Genomic DNA, 18836 nt, shown 5'->3' on the forward strand with positions numbered 1-18836 from the left:
TAGCGAAGGGCGGGCAGCAAGACCCCTCCCGCTCGCTGTGCTCGCCGCCCTCCCCACAGGTGGGAGGGCTCAGATCGCTGCACTCGCTCGTTTCCGATTGGGTGAAGTCGGTGCGGCATCTGTTCGCCCCCCTTTTGGGGGAGATGGCCGGCAGGCCAGAGCGGGTCTTTCTCCGCGCCGCCCAATCCGCACCAACATGTTCAAACAGGAGACGCATCATGTCCCTCGTTCATGAAATCGACCACGGCACACCAGTTTCGAAATCCACCGAGACGGTGACGCTGACCATCGACGGGCGCCAGATCACCGTTCCCGCCGGCACCTCGATCATGCGCGCCTCGATGGAGGCCGGCATTCAGGTGCCCAAGCTCTGTGCCACGGATATGGTCGACGCCTTCGGGTCCTGCCGGCTCTGTCTCATCGAGGTCGAGGGCCGCAACGGCACGCCGGCCTCCTGCACCACGCCGGTGGCGCCCGGGATCGTCGTCCACACGCAGACGGAGCGGCTGAAACAGATCCGCAAGGGCGTGATGGAGCTCTATATCTCCGACCACCCGCTCGATTGCCTCACCTGCGCCGCCAACGGAGACTGCGAGCTGCAGGATATGGCGGGTGCCGTCGGGCTTCGCGACGTTCGCTATGGCTACGAGGGCGACAACCATGTGAGGGCCCGGACCGACGGCGCCATCAATGCCAAGTGGATGCCGAAGGACGAGTCGAACCCTTACTTCACCTACGACCCTTCCAAATGCATCGTCTGTTCGCGCTGCGTGCGCGCCTGCGAGGAAGTGCAGGGAACGTTTGCGCTGACGATCGAGGGCCGCGGTTTTGAAAGCCGTGTCTCGCCCGGTGCGCACGAACATTTCCTCGATTCCGAATGCGTCTCCTGCGGTGCCTGCGTGCAGGCCTGTCCGACGGCGACGCTAACCGAGAAATCGGTAATCGCCATCGGCCAGCCCGAGCATTCGACGGTCACGACCTGCGCCTATTGCGGTGTCGGCTGTTCGTTCAAGGCTGAAATGCGCGGCGAAGAACTGGTACGGATGGTACCGTGGAAGGACGGCCAGGCCAATCGCGGCCATTCCTGCGTCAAGGGACGGTTCGCCTATGGCTATGCGAGCCACAAGGACCGCATCCTCAACCCGATGATCCGCGAGAAGATTTCCGATCCGTGGCGGGAAGTCAGCTGGGAAGAAGCGTTCAGCCATGTCGCCTCCGAGTTCCGGCGCATCCAGTATCAGTATGGCCGCGAATCGATCGGCGGCATCACCTCGTCGCGCTGCACCAACGAAGAGACATTCCTCGTCCAGAAGCTGATCCGGGCCGGTTTCGGCAACAACAATGTCGATACCTGTGCCCGCGTCTGCCATTCGCCGACTGGTTACGGGCTCGGCCAGGCTTTCGGCACGTCGGCCGGAACGCAGAATTTCGACAGCGTCGAGCACACCGACGTGGTCGTGATCATCGGCGCAAACCCGACCGACGGGCATCCGGTGTTCGGGTCGCGGCTGAAGAAGCGGTTGCGGCAGGGTGCGAAACTCATCGTCATCGATCCGCGCCGCACCGATATCGTCCGCTCGCCCCATGTCGAGGCAGCGTTTCACCTCCCCTTAAAGCCAGGCACCAATGTGGCTGTCCTGACCGCGCTGGCGCATGTCATCGTCACCGAGGGACTGTTTGCCGAAGCCTTTATCCGCGAGCGTTGCGACTGGTCGGAATTCGAGGATTGGGCAGCGTTTGTTTCGGAAGACGCGCACAGCCCGGAAGCGACGGAGGCCTATACCGGCGTGCCGGCAGATCTGCTGCGCGGTGCGGCCCGGCTGTTTGCGACCGGCGGCAATGGTTCGATCTATTACGGTCTCGGCGTCACCGAGCACAGCCAGGGCTCGACGACGGTGATGGCGATCGCCAACCTTGCCATGGTCACCGGCAATCTCGGTCGGCCCGGCGTCGGCGTCAATCCGCTGCGGGGACAGAACAATGTCCAGGGCGCCTGCGACATGGGCTCCTTCCCGCACGAACTGCCGGGCTATCGCCACATCTCCGACGATGCCACCCGCGAGACATTCGAGAAACTGTGGGGTGTAACGCTCAACAACGAGCCGGGCCTGCGCATCCCTAACATGCTGGATGCCGCGGTCGAGGGCACGTTCAGGGGCATCTACATCCAGGGCGAGGATATCCTGCAGTCCGACCCGGATACCAAGCATGTCTCCGCCGGTCTCGAAGCGATGGAATGCGTCGTCGTGCACGACCTGTTTCTCAACGAAACCGCAAATTACGCGCATGTCTTCCTGCCCGGCTCGACCTTCCTCGAAAAGGACGGCACGTTCACCAATGCGGAGCGGCGCATCAACCGGGTTCGCCGGGTGATGAGCCCGAAGAACGGCCTTGCCGACTGGGAAGTGACGCAGAAACTGGCGCAGGCCATGGGACTGCCGTGGAACTACACCCATCCGTCGCAGGTGATGGACGAGATCGCCGCAACGACCCCAAGCTTTGCCAAGGTGTCCTACGATTATCTCGAGGAGATGGGCTCGGTGCAGTGGCCCTGCAACGAAGCGCATCCGCTCGGTTCGCCGATCATGCATGTCGATGGCTTCGTGCGCGGCAAGGGCAAGTTCATCCGCACCGAGTATGTCGCGACCGACGAACGCACCGGGCCACGTTTCCCGCTGCTGCTCACCACCGGCCGTATCCTGTCGCAGTATAATGTCGGAGCGCAGACGCGGCGGACAGACAATGTCGTCTGGCATGCGGAGGACCGTCTCGAGATCCACCCGCACGACGCCGAGCAGCGCGGGATCAAGGACGGCGACTGGATCAAGCTCGCGAGCCGAGCCGGCGATACGACGCTGCGGACTCTGATCACCGACCGCGTGGCGCCGGGTGTCGTCTACACCACGTTCCACCATCCCGATACGCAGGCGAACGTGATCACGACCGACTATTCCGACTGGGCCACCAACTGCCCGGAATACAAGGTCACGGCGGTGCAGGTTTCGCCGTCGAATGGCCCGACGGAGTGGCAGCAGGACTACGGCGACCTGTCGCGCAGATCGCGACGCATCGCAGGTCGAATGGAGGCTGCGGAGTAATCGGAATTATCAATTGCAAATAGGCAATCGGTGAGGCCGCAGGGCTCTTGCAAACAGGTCAAGAACCAGATTAAGGGGGAGTGCCAATTTGTCGCAGAGTCCTATGACGCCACTGTTCGTCGCAAGTGCAGTTCTTGAAACTAGCCGTCGTAACGGAAACAGTGCAACTCGCTCAATCTCGGTACAAGCCAATCGTACGATAGGTTTCAGCTATCACGGCAGCCGCGCTTCAACTGCGCGGATCTCCGGACCGTATCCGGCTGCTGCAATGACGGGTCGCCTGATCGCCATCGGAGCTTTTTCCGATGGTGCATGATCAGTTGGACGACACAGTGCCACATGAAACCCACGGCCACGAAAAGCTGGTCCGGATGGCAAACCAGATCGCCACGTTTTTCTTATCCCAGCCGGAGAGCGTGCGAACCAATGGCGTTGCGACGCATATCAACAAATTCTGGGAGCCGCGCATGCGCCGGCACCTATTCGAGCATCTCGATGCCGGCGGCGCAGGATTGCTGCCGCTTGTCGTCGAGGCTTCGACACTGATCCGCCGACCGGCAGAACCGAGCGGGACGGGTATGGGAACCAAAGAGGGAACGACCGGGGGTGTTTCCGGACGTTAGGGAACGGGGCCAGATGAAACCGCTTTCCGGGAGATCACACCGGAAAGCAAAGCGTAAGCTCGCCTTCAGCTGGAGGGCGGTGGTGAGCTCACGTTGAAAGCCATTACTCAGAGAGGGATCTTCTTTTATGGCAATTGCAGGAACAGCAGGAGGCCGCGCCGAAAGCGCCGGTCTCCTGGAGAAGGAACGTATTATCGCAAAACCGGGCTTCAACCGTTGGCTTGTGCCGCCGGCAGCCCTCGCTATCCACCTTTGCATCGGCATGGCCTACGGCTTCAGCGTCTTCTGGCTGCCGCTTTCGCGCGCCATTCCAGGTGCAGCCGACCCGTCATGCACCGGAATGAGCCTGCTGACGGCCCTGGTTACAACAAGCTGCAACTGGCGCGTTGCCGATCTCGGCTGGATCTACACGCTGTTCTTCGTGTTGCTGGGCTGCTCGGCTGCCATTTGGGGCGGCTGGCTTGAAAAGGTCGGTCCACGCAAGGCTGGTTTCGTCTCCGCCTGCTGCTGGTGCGGTGGCATTCTCGTCGCAGCCATGGGCGTCATGACCCATCAGCTGTGGATGATGTGGGTCGGCGCCGGCGTTATCGGCGGCATCGGTCTCGGTCTCGGCTATATCTCGCCGGTGTCAACGCTGATCAAGTGGTTCCCGGACCGTCGCGGCATGGCGACAGGCATGGCGATCATGGGCTTCGGCGGCGGCGCAATGATTGGCGCTCCGCTCGCAAACCTTCTGATGAACTTCTTCAAGACCGACGTGTCTGTCGGTGTGTGGCAGACTTTCATCGCCATGGCTGCGATCTATTTCTGCTTCATGATGGGCGGCGCCTTCGGCTACCGCATCCCGCCGGCAGGATGGCGTCCTGAAGGCTGGACACCGCCTGCTTCCAAGTCGACGATGATCACCACGAAACACGTTCACCTGCGTGACGCCCACAAGACAAAGCAGTTCTGGCTGATCTGGGCCGTGCTTTGCCTGAACGTCTCAGCTGGTATCGGCGTTATCGGCATGGCATCGCCGATGCTGCAGGAAATCTTCGCCGGTTCGCTGATCGGTCTGCCGGACGTCGCGTTCGCGCAGCTCGACGCTGGACAGAAGGCACAGATCGCAGCAATCGCTGCAGGCTTCACCGGCCTTCTGTCGCTCTTCAACATTGGCGGACGCTTTGTCTGGGCCTCGCTCTCCGACAAGCTCGGCCGCAAGAACACCTACTATACGTTCTTCATCCTCGGCATCATCCTCTATGCAACCGCACCGACACTTGCCAACCTCGGCAACAAGGGTCTGTTCGTTCTGGCATTCGGCATCATCCTTTCCATGTATGGCGGCGGCTTCGCAACCATCCCGGCCTATCTTGCCGATATCTTCGGAACCCAGTTCGTCGGCGCGATCCACGGTCGTCTTCTGACCGCCTGGGCGACTGCCGGCATCGTCGGTCCGGTCGTGGTGAACTACATCCGCGAAGCGCAGATTGCTGCCGGCGTTGCGCCGGGACCGGCTCTCTACACCGGCACGATGTATATCCTTGCGGGCATGCTGGTGCTTGGCCTTATCGCCAACTCGCTGGTGCGGCCGCTTGCTGACAAGTGGTTCATGTCGGATGAAGAGGTTGCCTCCCTGCAGGCAAAGACCGCCGCTGCAAATGCCGGCCCGACCGGCTCGTTCGGCATCGGCAAGGGCGGGTTCTCCGCTCAGGCCGCTCTCGCCTGGGCCGTCGTCGGCATCCCGATGATCTGGGGCATCTGGGTCACGCTGAAAAGCAGCCTGGTTCTTTTCGGCTAAGCCAAAAACGCATGAGGGGCCGGCCCACGCGGCCGGCCCCTCATTACCAAAGGCTCCCGCGACGCCTAAAGCCGTGGCACACCTTCCGGCCTGATCTGCTTCTTCAGGGCCGCGATGCGGAAGATCGCATTCGCTGCGCCATAACCGCGATAATCGCGCCGCTCAACGATCTCGAAGAAGAACCCCTCCCCGAACGTGCCGCTATAGAGCTGGAAGTATTCGCCGTTCTCGTCGCGGTCGTAGAGAATGTTCTCCGCCTTCAGCCTCTCCGTCAGGTCCGGATCGAGACCGAAGCGGGTTTCCACGTCGCCATAATAGTTCGGCGAGATCGGCAAGGGACGGAAGCCGTTCGCCTTCAGGGCTGCGGCCGTCGCAAAGATATCCGCAGTTTCGAATGCCAGATGCTGGATGCCGGACCCGAATGTCTCCGCAATGAAATGTCCAGCAAGCGTTCGCCGGTTTTCCGCACCATTGAGCGTAATGCGAAGCGAGCCTTGCGGCGCTTCGACAACCTGGCTGCGCACCACGCCGGATGGGTCGATGATGTCGACCATCGGCGTCTTCTGCATCTCGAAGATCGAGGTGTAGAACAGCACCCAGGTGAGCATCTCCTCATACGCGACGGTCTGGGCGATATGATCAACGCTCAGAAGGTGGGCATCCTGCTTCTTTTCCTCGTCATCGACGGGGACGAAGTCGATATCCCATATGTTCGATAGATCCGTCTTGTCGTCGAGCAGGTAGATCAGACCTCCGCCGACACCGCGGATAGAGGGGATCGTCACCTCGCCCGTCTCGACGGGTTGATTGAACACTTCGGCGCCCAATGCCACCGCACGATCCATCGCATCGCGCGCGTCGTCCACCTTCAAAGCCATCGCATAGGCCGAGGTGCCGTGCACGGCGTAGGATGCACTCGCAAAGCCCATCTCGTCCGTATTCAGAAGCAGTTTGATATTGCCCTGCGAAAACACGCTGACTTTCTTGCTGCGGTGTTGTGCGGTCTTGGAAAAACCGAGCGTGCGCAAGATGCCGGCCAGTTCTCCGGCGTCGGCCTCGCTTGCCGAAAATTCGACGAAGCCGACCCCTTGCACGGCGCTGCGGTCCGGCATGACCGGGAGCGTCAGGCCCGACGCATTCGGATTGCGCCGCACCCGATCTCCAAGCGTGATCAGTGATCGGTGACCATCTGCCGCGATAGCCTTTGCCGAGCCGCCGCGGAACTGGTCATTGAATATCTCCAGCGAGAAATAGCCATCATAGCCGGTTTCGGCGACGGCGCTGGTAAATGCTTCGACCGGCAGATCTCCCTCGCCCGGCATGTTGCGGAAGTGTCGGCTCCAGTAAAGCAGATCCATGTCGATCAATGGCGCATCGGCCAGCTGGACGATGAAGATCTTTTCCTTCGGGATAGAGCGGATCGAATTGATGTCGATCTGTCGCGACAGCGTGTGGAAACTGTCGAGGATGATGCCGATATTCGGGTGGTTGGTGCGCCGGACAACTTCCCAGGCATCGCGATGATCGGAAATGTGTTTGCCCCAGGCGAGCGCCTCGTACCCGACTTTCAGGCCACGCTTGGCAGCGCGTTCCCCGAGTTCGTGAAAATCCGCCACTGCCCGGTCGATACCGCCGAGCGCGAGCGGCGAGACGTTCGAGCACACGAGGACCAGATCGGTGCCCAGCTCCTGCATGATGTCGAACTTGCGCTCCGCCCGGTCGAACAGCCGCGAGCGGTGCGGTTCAGGCATGCCCTCGAAATCGCGGAAGGGCTGGAACAGGGTAATCTCCAGTCCGTGATCCCGCACCATGCGCCCGACATCGGCAGGCGTACCGTCGAAGGCGAGAAAGTCGTTTTCGAAGATCTCGACACCGCTGAACCCCGCCTGCGCAATCGCTGCAAGCTTTTCCGGAAGTTCGCCGCTGATCGATACGGTCGCTATGGACGTCTTCATGACTTTTCCCTCGTTTGCTCAGCCTCGTTTGCGATGTGCCTTAAGCGCTAACGCATGCAGATACGCGCCTCGCACGCGGGTTCAATGCGACAGGATCTCGCCCAGGAAGGCGCGAGTACGGGGATGGGCCGGCGCGCTGAAGAAACTTTCGGGATCGTTTTCCTCAACGATCTCGCCATCGGCCATGAAGATGACGCGGTCGGCGACCTGGCGAGCGAAACCCATTTCATGCGTCACGCAGATCATCGTCATACCATCGCGGGCGAGCGACACCATCGTATCGAGCACTTCCTTGACCATTTCAGGGTCGAGCGCCGAGGTTGGTTCGTCAAACAGCATCGCCTTAGGTTCCATGCAGAGCGCGCGGGCAATCGCGACGCGCTGCTGCTGGCCACCGGAAAGCTGGGCCGGGTATTTGTCCGCCTGATCGCCGATGCGGACCCGCTCCAGATATTTGCGGGCCGTCTTTTCCGCCTCGGAGCGCGACAGTTTTCGCACGCGCATGGGCGCGAGAATGCAGTTTTCGAGCACAGTCTTGTGCGGAAACAGGTTGAACTGCTGAAACACCATGCCGACTTCGCGACGCACCGCATCGATCGCCTTCTGGTCGTCCTTCACGGTATGGCCCGATACGACGATCTCGCCACCCTGGCTGGCTTCCAGCCGGTTGATACAGCGGATCAGCGTCGACTTGCCCGACCCCGACGGACCGCAGAGAACGATCTTTTCGCCCTTTGCGACGGTCAGGTTGACTTTCTTGAGGGCGTAGAATGCGCCGTACCACTTTTCCACGTCGCGCATCATGATCATCGGCTCTTTGCCGGTCGACTGGGCGTTGGTGTTGGTCACAATTGCCATGGTCATTTTCCCTACTCTATCTTGCCAAACCGGCGGACATACGCCGCTCGATGCGTCGTCCCCACAGGGACAGCGGCCAACACATTGCGAAATACATGGCGCCGACGACGCCGAACACGAGAAGCGGTTGGTAGATCTGGTTGGAGACGATCGAACCTGCACGCGTCAGCTCGATGAAGCCGACGATGGCAGCAAGCGACGTGCCTTTCAGAAGCTGGACCAGGAAGCCGACGGTTGCCGGCAGCGATAGCTTGAAGGCCTGCGGCATGATGACGTCGAACATCAGGCTGCGGGTGTGGAGGCCGAGCGCATCGGCAGCTTCGGTCTGGCCCTTCGGCACGGCCTCAATCGCACCGCGCCAGATTTCGCCCAGAAATGCCGAAGCATGCGCAGTCAGCGCGATGCCGACGGCAGCCCATCCGGGCAGATCGAAGCCCAGAAGCGGTAGGCCGAAATAGGCGACGAAGAGCTGCATCAGAAGCGGCGTGCCCTGGAAGAGCCCGATCCAGCCGATTGCGATATAACGGACCAAGGCGATCCTCGACACCCGCATCAGCGCCACGATGACGCCCGAGATGATGCCGCCGACAAAGGCCATGGCGGTCAGGACAAGTGTCCAGCCGAGGCCTTGCAGCAGGTAGGTCAGTTCTTGGTATCCCATATCCTGGTCCTCCTCAGCGCTGCGGATAGTTGAAGGCACGCCGGCCGATGGCGGCAAGCGTCCACATGGTCACCATCGAAATGACGAGGTAGATGCCGGTCAGGGTGAAATAGGTCTCGAAACTACGGAAGGTTTCAGCCTCGATGCGCTGGCCGACCGATGTCAGCTCATAAGCCGAGATCGAAGTGCAGATCGCCGTCGTCAGCGTCAGCAGAATGAACTGGCTCGACAGCGACGGATAGATGGCCCGCAGCGCCGGCTTCAGCACGATCATCCGGAAGACTTCATGATTGTGGAGCCCGAGTGCCAGACCGGCTTCGGTCTGTCCCTTGGGAATGCTTTCCACACCGCCGCGAATGATCTCGATCGCATAGGCGCCGCCGTTCAATCCCAGCGCCAGAACAGCGGTCATGGTCGGATTGAGCCGGACGCCGGCCAGAGGCAGCGCAAAGAAGATGAAGTAGATCTGCACGAGGAAAGGCGTGTTGCGGATCACCTCGACGAAAGCTGTGACGAGAAAGGACGGGATGACCATGTTCGTTCTGAGGATCGCCACGCCCAGCACGCCGATAACAGTCGCAATCATCATGCCGGCTACGGCCAGGAACAGGGTTCCCAACGTGCCATAGACCAGCGATTGCCAAGCATCGGTGACGACGCTGAAATCAAGTGTCATGTTCTACCTCCCTCATTGCCTTCACCATCGCCGCGTCTCAGTCCCAATCGGGTTCCCACTCGAAACGGGAATAGCGCTCGCCACGCGCCAGCGCATGAATGGCAGCCATGTCTTCCGACGACAGTTCAAAATCGAAAATGTCCATGTTGGACCGGATGTTTTCGGCCTTCGCGGAGCGCGGAATGGCACCGACATGGTCTTGCTGGACATGCCAGCGCAACGCTATCTGACCCGCCGATTTGCCGTACTTCGCTCCGAGCTCGGTCAGCAGCTTGGAGCTGAACACCTTGCCGCGGGCAATCGGCTGATAGGCATTGAGCAGGATGTCGGCCCGGCGCATGCGCTCGAGCAGTTTTTCCTGCGACAGGAATGGATGATATTCGACCTGATTGCAAAACAGCTCGGCCTTGTGGACGTCGAGCGCCTCGTCGAGCAGTGCCACGGTGAAATTGCTGACACCGATCAGCCTTGTCTTGCCCTTGGCTTTTGCCTGCGCAAATGCACCAAGCGTTTCGCCAAGGGGCACGTCTTTGGTCGGCCAGTGAACGAGGAGCAGATCGACATAGTCGAAACCCAGCCGTTCCAAGCTCTCATCAACGCGGGCGGCGACCGTTTCCGGGTCAAGATCGTTGAACCAGATCTTGGTGGTGACGAAGAGCTCTCCCCGTGCCACGCCGCTTTCGCGAATGGCGTTGCCGACTTCGACCTCGTTTCCATAGCGTATCGCGGTATCGATCTGGCGGTAACCGAGTTCGATGGCGGTACGGATCGCCGCCTCGCCTTCCGGTCCCTTCAGTTCGAATGTACCGAAGCCGAGGCTCGGGATATCCACGCCCTGGATGGTCTTTATTTGCAAGCCGGTCATTGGGCCTCTTCGGATTCGGGTTCGAGAATTCTGCGCGACGCGATCAGCGTTCGCTTCGCCCATTCGGCGGCGGACAGGCCCGCCGATTGCTCGTCGTTGGGAATTTCCACGGCAACCGGCAGATCCGCCGGCATAGCGGCAAACATGCCGGCAAGGTCCAACTCCCCCTCGCCCGGCAGAAGCCGCGCGTGGCGGGCCGTATAGTTCAGTTCTTCCCGCGTCTCCGGGATCTTGGCCGGAGCATCGCAGATCTGCGCATAATTCAGCCACTTGCGCGGCACAGCAGTGATCTCTTCGATTGTTGTGCGGGCCCGCGAGACATGCAGCGTATCGATGATGACGCCCTGGTTCGGCTGGTCGGCAGCAGTCAGGACGCGGGTGGCAGCGCTTAGATCCCCCAGCTCCGATTGCGGCATGAACTCCAGGTCCATCGACAGGCCGAACGGACGTGCAGCCTCGCAGAGTTTGACAAAGGAGGCCGTCAGACGCCCTTCGTCGGCATCGTCACCGGCGACAAGAATGGCGCGGGCGCCGAGCTGGCCGGCACATTCGAGAAACGGCAGTAGCGGTTCCGGATCGAAATCCGGCGAAATCCGGATCATCTCGACATCGAAGACCGCGACGCCGCTGTCGTCCATGAGACTGATCAGGGATTTCACCCGCGCTGGGTCATCCATCAGCGGATAGGCGAGGCCGCCGGGAAATGCCGGCATCAGGCGCAGGCCGAGATAGTCGTATCCGGCCTCAGCTGCCGCACGCACGGCCTCTTCGGGTGCGACGCCGAGTCCGGTCAGGAAAGAGAGGGACCACTTACGTTTCATGCGGCCACCTTTGCCGGTGCAAGCATTTCGGTGAGCGTCACCGTGCGATCCTCGCGTCCGGCGAGATCGACCGCCAGCGTCGCGGCAAGCGTCGACATGCCGTCGCGCGCGCTGATCAGCGGCTGTGCATCGCCGCGGATCACATCGACGAAGTGGTCAAGCTGGTTGACATAGGTGAGCGAGCCATCGCCGGGGCGGTATTCACGAACCAGCGGATGCTGCCAGTGATCGTTTTCTTCCGCGTGCCGCCACAGGTACATGTCGGAGACAGACAGTGCTGCCTTTCGTCCGGCGAGGAAAAGGCAGGGACCAGGCTGTGCCGGATGATAGAGCGCCTGGCCGGACGTATACTCCCAGGCCCAGGGGCTGACGGCTGCGTCCGAGATCAGGAACGTGCCGAGCACGCCTTTGACGAAGCGGATCGAAATGCTTGCCGTGTCTTCCACTTCGAAGCCGCGGCGGGCCGAGGATGTGAAGGCGCGGATGCTTTCGATCTCGCCGACTAGATAGCGTAGGACGTCGATATCGTGGATGAGGTTGATCAACAACACGCCGCCGCCGCGATTGCGGCGCCATTCGGTGTTGAAATAGTCGTCCGGCTTGTCGAACAGGGTCATGCCGTTGACGGCGACCAGCGGTCCGAGCTCTCCGGCGTCGATGGCGCGTTTGGCGGACCGGATGTCGGGGCTGTGGCGGCGCTGATGGCCGACAAGGACGCGCACGCCGCTTCGCTCCGACGCCTCGACGATGCGGGCAGCCGAGGCGATGCTTTCGGCGATCGGCTTCTCGATCATGCAGGGGACGCCGCGCTCGATGCAGGCGAGAGCGGCCGGTGTATGAAGATTGTTCGGCAGCGCGATGATGGCGCCGTCGGGTTTTGCCTCGTCGAGCATGGTGTCGTAGTCGGCAAAGTACGGGACGGAGAGGCGCGCGGCGAGTTCGGCTGCAGCGGGAGAAGGATCGCAGATCGCGGCAATTTCGGCGCGGCGGTTGGACACCAGGAGGTCGGCATGTTCGCGGCCGATCAGACCAGCACCCATCAGACCGATGCGGGTCATTGCGTCATCTCCGCCATGGCCCGCAGAGCGAGGCGATAGCCGTAGGCACCGAAGCCTGCCATGACTGCCGTCGCCGTCTTAGAGACGAGCGACTTGTGATAGATTTCCTCACGCTGATGAACGTTGGAAATGTGCAGCTCGATCTTCGGCTTGTCGAAGGTCTTCAACGCATCAAGGATGGCAATCGAGGTGAACGTGTAGGCGGCCGGATTGATGATGATACCGGCGGCATCCTGGCGCGCCGCGTGAACGGACTCGATGATCTCGCCTTCGAAATTCGACTGGCGGAAGTCAATCGCGACGCCGAGTTCGGCAGCGTCCGTTTCCAGCCAGCCACGGATTTCCTCAAGTGTCGTGCGGCCGTAGATATCCGGCTCGCGCTGACCGAGAAGATTAAGATTGGGTCCGTTCAGGATAAAGATCGTGCGCATGTCCATGCCTTTTGCTGCAGATCGGGGCGCGCTTTTCCACTCGCGGCTGCGCGCCCCGTTTCGTCATGCGGTCGTGGAATTGACGCTAACTTTTACTGTACGGTGAAGGGGATGCCTTCGAGCTTTTCCGGGAAGTTCGGAAGAGCGTCTGCTGCCAGCCACTTCTTGTTGATCGCTTCGAGACGGCCATCGGCCTTGATCTTGTCGATGAACTTGTTCAGCCAGTCGTTGATTTCCTTGTCGCCAAGCTTGGTGGTCACGCCCATCCACTGTTCGTTGAAGACCAGCTTCTGCTCGTAGTCGTTGCCTGGCGATGCCCGGTCGAGGTTGATCTTGTAGGTCGTGTTGCCACCGATCGCATCGACCTGGCCGGAGACGAGAGCCTGGATGTTGGAGCTGTCGTCGTCGAAGCGGCGGATGTTGGGAACGTCACCCAAAAGGGTGGTGATCGCCTTGTCCTGCGCCGCGCCGCGTGGCACGCCGATGCGAAGGCTCTTTGCGTCCTCGATTGCGGTGATCTTGTTCTTGGCGCTTGACAGAAGAATGATCTTCAGGCCTGCATAAGGCTTGCTGAACTGCACGGCCTTGGCGCGATCCGGATACATGCCCATGACGGCCATCTGCAGATCGACCTTACCGGTCAGAAGGTTGGGGATGCGGGCCGAGACGGCGTTCGGGACGAACTCGACCTTGACGCCCATTTCCTCGCCGATCAGCTTGGCTACATCGATGTCATAACCGATGTTCTGGCCGCTGGCGTCGATCGAGCCCCATGGCGCCTGTTCGCCCATGACGCCGACCCGGATGACGCCTGCGCTCTTGATCTTCTCGAGAGCCTGCGCATGCGCAGCCGACGCGCCGAGCGCCATGCTGACGCCTGCAACGAGCGTCAATGCGAGTGTGCGGAATGAAAATTTGCCTGGCATGAAATGTCCTCCTCAGGGTTGATGCCTTTTAATGCCTGGGCGGCGACTCCTCTTCGCAACCCAGACGGAAATACCCGTATTTCAATTAACCAACCAGTTGGTTGATGTCAATCGACGTGCTATTCCTGCTCGCGGATTGATTGCTTACACTTAAGCCGCTGCTCCCTGTTGCCTGCTGTGGTAACGGGGCCGAGAGGCCGAGGAATTGAGATGACGACCACCGAAAACATGTCCACTGATACGAGTCTTGACCCGGGCCAAAGGTCGCCGGAAAGGCGCAGACGCTTTTTGCTGGAATCGGCAATCACGGAATTTTCGACCTACGGTATCGGTGGCGCACGGGTCGATCGCATCGCTCAGCGCGCGAATTCCAACAAGGCAATGGTCTACCACTACTTCGGCAGCAAGGAGGATCTCTACCTTGCCGCGATGGAGCATCTTTACACCGGCATCCGCAGTGCCGAAGACGCCCTCGTGCTCGACCCGGAAGATCCCGTCGGTGCGATGAAGGCGCTGATCGCCTTTACCTTCCGGTATTATATCGACAACCCCGCCTTCGTCCGAATGATCAACACCGAAAACCTGCACGGCGCAGCGCATCTGCAGTCGGCCGGCGACATGAAGGGGCTTAACAGCTCGGTCGTGACGAAGGTCTCGACGATCCTCGATATCGGTGCCGCAAAGGGCCTTTTCCGACGCGTGGACCCTCTCGATCTCTACATCTCGATTTCCGCCCTCGGCTTTACCTATGTTTCCAATCGCCACACGCTGAAGGTCCTGTTCGGACGCGACCTCATGGCTGCAGACGCGGTCGAGGCACGCCTGGAAACCATGACCGACATGATCCTGCGATATGTCGCTGCGGACGGTCATCAGCCCCTCCCCGCGATCGATCGGTAATGGGCGATGGTCTGTGATATTCCCTGCCGGAGGGGCGTAACCGGGATCGGGCCCAGCAGAGCCTGATTGTCGGTGGCTTTGATATCCGGCGCCATTGGCACGGCTGGGCCGCCAAAATCAATGTTTGCGCCGGGGATCTCGGCCCTGATCGCTGCGATCACGTCCGGGACGTCCTCGCAGGCACCGCCAACCGAAAACGCATGCGAGCCCTCGAACGGTCTTGTTGCCGCCGCCGCGAAGGCCGCTGCAACATCGGCGACGAAAACGAGATCCTGCGGGCCGGAATAGCCGATCGTGTAGGCATTGCCGAGAACCACTTCGCGGCATGCAAGCGTCGGGCCTGCCGTCAGCCCGCTTTCGCGCCCCGGCCCGTAGACCACCGTCGGGCGAAGGCCAATGCTGGAGATGCCCGCATCCGCCCAGTACGCGCAAGCGCTTCCTTCGCATGCAAGCTTGAAGGCGCCGTAATGCGTGACCGGATGTGGCGTCGAGCCGTCATCGGGGCCAAAGACGGCAGCGCTGCTGGCATAGGCAATCCGCGCGATCCCGTTTGCCTTGGCCGCTTCGAACACATTCAGCGTGCCGATCAGGTTCACCGTAGCACCTAGGACCGGGTCGTTCTTGCAGGCTGGCGTCAACAGAGCGGCGAGATGAATAATGGATGCGCAGTCTTTGGCGGCGGATTTGACCGCGGCGCCATCGATAATATCGCCCTCAAACCACTCGACGTGATCCGCTTCGTCGCCAGCGATTTCCCGCAATATGCGGCGGTCGGGCGAGCGATCGAAAATCCGCACGTCATGGCCTTCGGCCTTCAACGCCTTGAGGATCCAGCCGCCCAGAAAGCCGGCGCCTCCCGTCACAAGTATCCGGGTCATGTGGCGCCCCGCATATCTTCCGAGGTGAGGGAGAAGGCGGTCTCATAGATATCAGTGACCGGCGCTTGAAGGATGCCGCTTTCAACTGCCAGCCGCTCCACCTCGGGCAAGGCCGCCCGCAGTCCTGCGCTCGACGACCCCTCGACCAGAACGACGACGTCGAAGACAGTCTCGTTCATTACAGCCCGCAGCTCGGTTTCCTTGGTGCGGACGCTCGAAACCTCGTTGCGGGAAACACCGACGTGGACGCAGGAGACACCACGCACCGCGAGCATCGTGTCCGCGAGTGCCTGAGCATTTGCCCGCAGCCGGGTCTCGCCATCGTCGCCCGAAAGATCGAAGCGGATCGTCGCCATGCTGCCACCGTCACCATGGCCTGCCTCAGCAATGCGTTCGCAGGCGACGCGCAGAAAATTACGGAAACTCGGCGCAACAGCCGTCGTCCAGGGTGTCGGGTTGTTCAAACGTTCGAGGTAGTCGGGAGAACGGAAGGTCTCCAGGGTCTCGCCGGAATAGACGGTGCCGAAAACATAGCGGGAGGCAGAAGGAGCATGCAGCCGCTTGCCGGTTCTGAAGCCCGGGATCGAAAGGCGCTCGGGCATATGCTCGCGGGTATGCCATTCGATATATTCGGCATGCCCGCCCTCTTCGATGTCGTGCCAGATCGCCAGAAAGGCGTTGCCATTCATTCCCATCGTCTTCTCCTCCCATTCACTCGCCCTGCATCCTCAGCGCTTGACAAGCCGGTCATTTGCGACCCATGTAGGCCACTAGAATGTTAGTATGCTACAAATGTCAAGCGCAAGGTTTCAACCATACGAACGCGTGAAGACGACAAACGAAAAGAAAGCGGCTCTTGGGAAACGGGTCGTAATGCCAGGGAGGAGATACACATGGCGAACCAGGAAACACCTCGCGTTGCGATCGTCACAGGGGGGGCCGGCGGGCTCGGATTTCCGATCGCAGCAAGACTTGCGGCCAAGGGCCACAAGGTCGCGCTATGGGACATCAACAAGGAACGGGTCGAAGAGGCTGCTGCCAAGCTTCCGGGCGCCAAGGGTTATGTGGTCAACGTCATGGACCCCGCCGCGGTCGAGGCAGCCACGGAGCAAGCGGTCGCGGATCTCGGGCCGCTCGGCATTCTCGTGACCTGCGCCGGTCACAATGGCCCGCTCGAAAAATTCGTTGATTACCCGCATGACGGCTGGCGCTTCGTCATGTCGCTCAATCTCGATGCAGTATTCTACTGCTGCCAATCGGCGGTTCGGCAAATGCTGAAGACCGGCTATGGCCGCATCGTCAATATCGCCTCGATCGCCGGCAAGGAAGGCAATCCCAACGCGGTCGCCTACTCCGCTTCGAAGGCGGGCGTTATCGGCCTGACGAAATCGATCGGCAAGGAACTGGCAACGACGCAGATCCGCGTCAACTGCGTGACGCCGGCTGCGATCGAGACGGAAATGATGAACCAGCTGACACCGGAATTCAAAGCCTATGTAACAGCGAAGATCCCTGTCGGTCGCCTCGGCGAAGCGGAGGAAGTCGCATCGCTCGTCAACTGGCTGGCGTCTGAGGAATGCTCGTTCTCGACCGGCGCCGTGTTCGACGTCTCCGGCGGCCGCGCGACGTATTGAGGTCGCACAATGTATAAGCAACATCCCCTTTCGCTCGCCTATCTGACCGTGTTCGGTTGTCCTCCGGTCGAGAACGTCAGGATCGCAGCCGCCTGCGGTTACGATCTCGTCAGCCTGCGGCTGATTGCTCCACACGGGCTGGAGCTTGCCCATCCAATCGTTGGGAACCAGAAGCTGATCCGCGAAATCAACGCCGCGGCGTCGGACACGGGCATGTCGTTCTACGACGGCGAGGTGTTCACCCTCCTGCCGGAGACGGACATCAAAACCTGGCTTCCGGTGATCGAGACTGCCGGTGAATTCGCAATGCCGATCATGCAGATCACCTGCGAGGACCCGGATCTTTCCCGAGCAGCAGACAATCTCGGCCGCATTGCCGACGCGGCGGCGCAATACGGCATCAAAATGTCGATCGAGTTCATGCGTTGGCGTTCCACTGCCAACATCCATGATGCAAGCCGCCTGGCGAGTGCGACGGGCCGGAACAATGTCGGCCTTCTGATCGACGCGCTGCACCTGTCACGCTCCGGCGGCAGCCCCGCCGATGTCGCAAGCCTGCCGAAGGGCCAGGCGCTGTATCTCCAGCTTTGCGATGCGCCGGCCGAGCAACCGGCAGACAACGCCGGTTGCATTGCCGAGGCACGCACTGCCCGGATGTTTCCAGGCGACGGCGGCCTGTGGTTGAAGGATCTGATGGCCGCCCTGCCCGCAGATGTCGTAATCAGCGTCGAGACCCCGCATAAAGGAGACGCGGCGCTCAGCTTCATGCAGCGGGCCGAAGGGGGAGTGGCTGCCACGCGGCGCTTCCTCGACGAGATCTCCACCTGACAAGCACCCTCAGGGAATGTTGCCTCACTCCCTGAGGGCGCGTACAGAATTCGGTTATGCCGCGTCGGAGCGTATGATCCGCTCCGGGAAGGAAGGGACCGTAGGAATGGATGCAAAACCACGATCCTCGTTGGGCGCAAGGGTGACCGAGAGGCTGAGACGAGCCATCATCGATGGCGAGCTCGAGTTGGGTGACGCACTTTCGGAAGACAAGCTGGCGACCACGCTTGGCGTCAGTCGGAGCCCGGTGAAAGAAGCCTTCGCAACGCTCGAACAGCAGGGCCTCATCGATGTGCGTCCGCAAAGGGGAAGTTTCGTCTTCCTGCCGACCCGCGAAGACACGGAAAACCTGTGCGAATTCCGCAAGACGATCGAGATCGAGGCAGTTCGCCTCGCCATGTCGCGTCGTCGCGATGAAACGTTAAAGGCGATGCGGGCAGCTGCCGAAGACATGATGGCGGCGTGCGAGGCGGGCGACAACCATCGATCCGCCCGCGCTGATGATCATTTCCACGATGCATCGCTGGAGAATTGCGGCAATCCGTATCTGTTCAACGCCTACCAGCTCGTGTCGAGCAAGGTCGCGGCACTTCGATCGCACCGTTCCACGCTGCCCACGCGCAAAAACGCGAGTGCTGAACATATCGCCATCGTCGAGCTTCTGGAAAGCAATCGGATCACCGAAGGACTGGACATGCTTGGGACCCATGTCCTGATGATGGCGGTTCGGTACGGTATTGAGGAAGAGCCGCTACGACTTCCCGGTGGACGAGCCGCACGCAGCGCGAAACTCGACCATATCGGCCTTCTGCCGGACTAGTCCCGCAACCGGAACGGACCG

The 18836-nt window shown here is 60.9% G+C and carries 19 protein-coding genes; 8 read left to right on the forward strand and 11 right to left on the reverse strand.

The features are described from left to right. Positions 1-218: 218 nt before the first annotated feature. The 4 genes from fdhF (at position 219) to ACQY1L_RS21940 (ending at position 5504) form a co-directional block, all read left to right on the forward strand. Positions 219-3098, forward strand: a complete 2880-nt coding sequence (gene fdhF / locus ACQY1L_RS21925; protein ID WP_430244487.1) for a formate dehydrogenase subunit alpha — start codon at positions 219-221, stop codon at positions 3096-3098. Positions 3099-3201: 103 nt separating this feature from the next. Then, complete coding sequence (locus ACQY1L_RS21930) at positions 3202-3414, forward strand: hypothetical protein (protein WP_156461707.1); 213 nt, start codon at positions 3202-3204, stop codon at positions 3412-3414. Then, a complete protein-coding gene (locus ACQY1L_RS21935; protein WP_062459053.1) occupies positions 3404-3721 on the forward strand; it encodes a formate dehydrogenase subunit delta in 318 nt (105 codons plus the stop codon). The genes ACQY1L_RS21930 and ACQY1L_RS21935 overlap by 11 nt, the downstream gene beginning before the upstream one ends. A 127-nt stretch (positions 3722-3848) precedes the next feature. Next, positions 3849-5504 (forward strand): OFA family MFS transporter, encoded by a 1656-nt coding sequence (locus ACQY1L_RS21940; protein ID WP_192078598.1) that lies wholly within the window; start codon positions 3849-3851, stop codon positions 5502-5504. Between the two features lie 65 nt (positions 5505-5569). On the opposite strand, the gene ACQY1L_RS21945 is transcribed toward ACQY1L_RS21940, so the two are convergent. From ACQY1L_RS21945 to ACQY1L_RS21985, 9 genes are all read right to left on the reverse strand, one after another. Further along, entirely contained in the window at positions 5570-7459 is a 1890-nt protein-coding gene (locus ACQY1L_RS21945) for a bifunctional sugar phosphate isomerase/epimerase/4-hydroxyphenylpyruvate dioxygenase family protein (protein ID WP_430244490.1), read from the reverse strand. A gap of 81 nt (positions 7460-7540) precedes the next feature. Continuing rightward, complete coding sequence (locus tag ACQY1L_RS21950; RefSeq protein WP_430246025.1) at positions 7541-8260, reverse strand: amino acid ABC transporter ATP-binding protein; 720 nt, start codon at positions 8258-8260, stop codon at positions 7541-7543. Positions 8261-8333: 73 nt separating this feature from the next. Then, the gene (locus ACQY1L_RS21955; protein WP_062459043.1) at positions 8334-8978 is read right to left on the reverse strand and encodes an amino acid ABC transporter permease; all 645 of its coding nucleotides are present in this window, start codon (positions 8976-8978) and stop codon (positions 8334-8336) included. Positions 8979-8991: 13 nt separating this feature from the next. Continuing rightward, the gene (locus tag ACQY1L_RS21960) at positions 8992-9654 is read right to left on the reverse strand and encodes an amino acid ABC transporter permease (RefSeq protein ID WP_092664176.1); all 663 of its coding nucleotides are present in this window, start codon (positions 9652-9654) and stop codon (positions 8992-8994) included. A 37-nt stretch (positions 9655-9691) separates the two neighbouring features. Next, positions 9692-10519, reverse strand: a complete 828-nt coding sequence (locus ACQY1L_RS21965; protein WP_430244493.1) for an aldo/keto reductase — start codon at positions 10517-10519, stop codon at positions 9692-9694. Next, complete coding sequence (locus ACQY1L_RS21970) at positions 10516-11340, reverse strand: sugar phosphate isomerase/epimerase family protein (protein WP_430244495.1); 825 nt, start codon at positions 11338-11340, stop codon at positions 10516-10518. Before ACQY1L_RS21970 ends, ACQY1L_RS21965 begins: the two co-directional genes overlap by 4 nt. Then, on the reverse strand, positions 11337-12398 hold the full coding sequence (locus ACQY1L_RS21975) for a Gfo/Idh/MocA family protein (RefSeq protein ID WP_430244497.1): 1062 nt from the start codon (positions 12396-12398) through the stop codon (positions 11337-11339). The genes ACQY1L_RS21970 and ACQY1L_RS21975 overlap by 4 nt, the downstream gene beginning before the upstream one ends. Then, positions 12395-12835: a type II 3-dehydroquinate dehydratase gene (gene aroQ / locus ACQY1L_RS21980; RefSeq protein WP_430244499.1), complete on the reverse strand. Its 441-nt coding sequence runs from the start codon at positions 12833-12835 to the stop codon at positions 12395-12397. The genes ACQY1L_RS21975 and aroQ overlap by 4 nt, the downstream gene beginning before the upstream one ends. Positions 12836-12921: 86 nt before the next feature. Then, positions 12922-13755: a transporter substrate-binding domain-containing protein gene (locus ACQY1L_RS21985; RefSeq protein WP_430244503.1), complete on the reverse strand. Its 834-nt coding sequence runs from the start codon at positions 13753-13755 to the stop codon at positions 12922-12924. Positions 13756-14043: 288 nt separating this feature from the next. On the opposite strand from ACQY1L_RS21985, the gene ACQY1L_RS21990 reads away from it, so the two are divergent. Beyond that, on the forward strand, positions 14044-14655 hold the full coding sequence (locus tag ACQY1L_RS21990) for a TetR family transcriptional regulator (RefSeq protein WP_162734756.1): 612 nt from the start codon (positions 14044-14046) through the stop codon (positions 14653-14655). Here the strand turns inward: ACQY1L_RS21990 and ACQY1L_RS21995 are convergent. Together ACQY1L_RS21995 and ACQY1L_RS22000 are read right to left on the reverse strand one after the other, a co-directional pair. Continuing rightward, positions 14628-15533: an NAD-dependent epimerase/dehydratase family protein gene (locus ACQY1L_RS21995; protein WP_430244506.1), complete on the reverse strand. Its 906-nt coding sequence runs from the start codon at positions 15531-15533 to the stop codon at positions 14628-14630. The genes ACQY1L_RS21990 and ACQY1L_RS21995 overlap by 28 nt on opposite strands. After that, positions 15530-16228 (reverse strand): hypothetical protein, encoded by a 699-nt coding sequence (locus ACQY1L_RS22000; RefSeq protein ID WP_430244509.1) that lies wholly within the window; start codon positions 16226-16228, stop codon positions 15530-15532. Before ACQY1L_RS22000 ends, ACQY1L_RS21995 begins: the two co-directional genes overlap by 4 nt. A gap of 198 nt (positions 16229-16426) precedes the next feature. On the opposite strand from ACQY1L_RS22000, the gene ACQY1L_RS22005 reads away from it, so the two are divergent. The 3 genes from ACQY1L_RS22005 (at position 16427) to ACQY1L_RS22015 (ending at position 18815) form a co-directional block, all read left to right on the forward strand. Then, positions 16427-17167 (forward strand): SDR family NAD(P)-dependent oxidoreductase, encoded by a 741-nt coding sequence (locus ACQY1L_RS22005; RefSeq protein WP_174197515.1) that lies wholly within the window; start codon positions 16427-16429, stop codon positions 17165-17167. 9 nt (positions 17168-17176) lie between these two features. Then, entirely contained in the window at positions 17177-17995 is an 819-nt protein-coding gene (locus ACQY1L_RS22010; protein ID WP_430244512.1) for a sugar phosphate isomerase/epimerase family protein, read from the forward strand. Positions 17996-18101: 106 nt separating this feature from the next. Then, positions 18102-18815 (forward strand): GntR family transcriptional regulator, encoded by a 714-nt coding sequence (locus ACQY1L_RS22015; RefSeq protein WP_062576427.1) that lies wholly within the window; start codon positions 18102-18104, stop codon positions 18813-18815. Positions 18816-18836 lie beyond the last annotated feature (21 nt).

Origin of the sequence: Neorhizobium sp. DAR64862/K0K3, from assembly GCF_050500185.1 — a bacterium.
Taxonomy (GTDB): Bacteria; Pseudomonadota; Alphaproteobacteria; order Rhizobiales; family Rhizobiaceae; genus Neorhizobium; species Neorhizobium soli.